Annotated in this window: 1 protein-coding gene; it reads left to right on the forward strand. The window is 46.9% G+C overall.

Annotated features, from left to right (window positions below; all coding sequences use genetic code 11):
* A partial coding sequence (locus NG792_RS28820) for a nitrate ABC transporter ATP-binding protein (RefSeq protein ID WP_261237811.1) occupies positions 1-1,031 on the forward strand: 1,031 nt, incomplete at both ends.

The raw sequence follows: 1,031 nt of genomic DNA on the forward strand, positions 1-1,031 counted from the left end.
CTCAAAGGCATCAATTTACAGATTAAAAAAGGCGAATTTGTCTCTTTAATTGGTCACTCGGGTTGTGGCAAGTCCACCCTGCTCAATATGATTGCAGGATTAGATTTACCCAGTGAGGGAGTGGTGGCCCTGGAAGGACAACGGGTTCAAAAACCCGGTCCCGATCGCATGGTGGTGTTCCAAAACTATTCCCTTTTGCCTTGGTTAACGGTGCGGCAAAATATTGGCCTCGCGGTCAATGAAGTCATGGCGGGATTGCCCGAAGGCGAAAGAAACCAAATTATTGAAGATCACATCGATTTAGTGGGGTTACGTCATGCGGTAGATAAATTACCAAAAGAATTATCCGGTGGGATGAAGCAACGAGTCGCGATCGCCCGGGCCCTAGCCATCCGTCCCAAATTATTACTATTAGATGAGCCTTTTGGAGCATTAGATGCCTTAACACGGGGCAATCTCCAAGAGCAACTGATGCGAATTTGTGAAGAATATCAGGTCACATCGGTGATGGTGACTCACGATGTGGATGAAGCCGTATTACTGTCCGATCGCATCGTCATGTTAACCAACGGACCTAGCTCCAAAATCGGGGGAATTTTAGAAGTGGATATTCCCCGTCCACGGAAGCGCATGGAAGTGGTGACTCACCCCAGCTATTATATTTTAAGAAGTGAAATTATCTACTTCTTAAATCAACAAAAACGAGTCAAAAAACTCCGGGCCCGCAAAGTGGATGTAATTTCCCGTCATGGGCTAGAAAAAATTAACTTAGAGATTGGGTTTGTCCCCCTCACCGCTTGCGCTCCTCTCGTGGTGGCCCAAGAAAAAGGTTTCTTTGTCAAACATGGATTAGAGGAAGTTAATTTAGTCCGAGAAACCAGTTGGCGTGGCATCGTGGATGGCATTGCGGAAAACTATTTAGATGCGGCGCAAATGCCTGCCGGAATGCCGATGTGGTTCACCAATGCGGGGAATAAAGATATCCCCTTGCCGGTAGTAACCGCTTTGACCATGACTCGGAATGGCAATGG

The sequence above is a fragment of the Laspinema olomoucense D3b genome, assembly GCF_025370785.1.
GTDB lineage: Bacteria > Cyanobacteriota > Cyanobacteriia > Cyanobacteriales > Laspinemataceae > Laspinema > Laspinema olomoucense.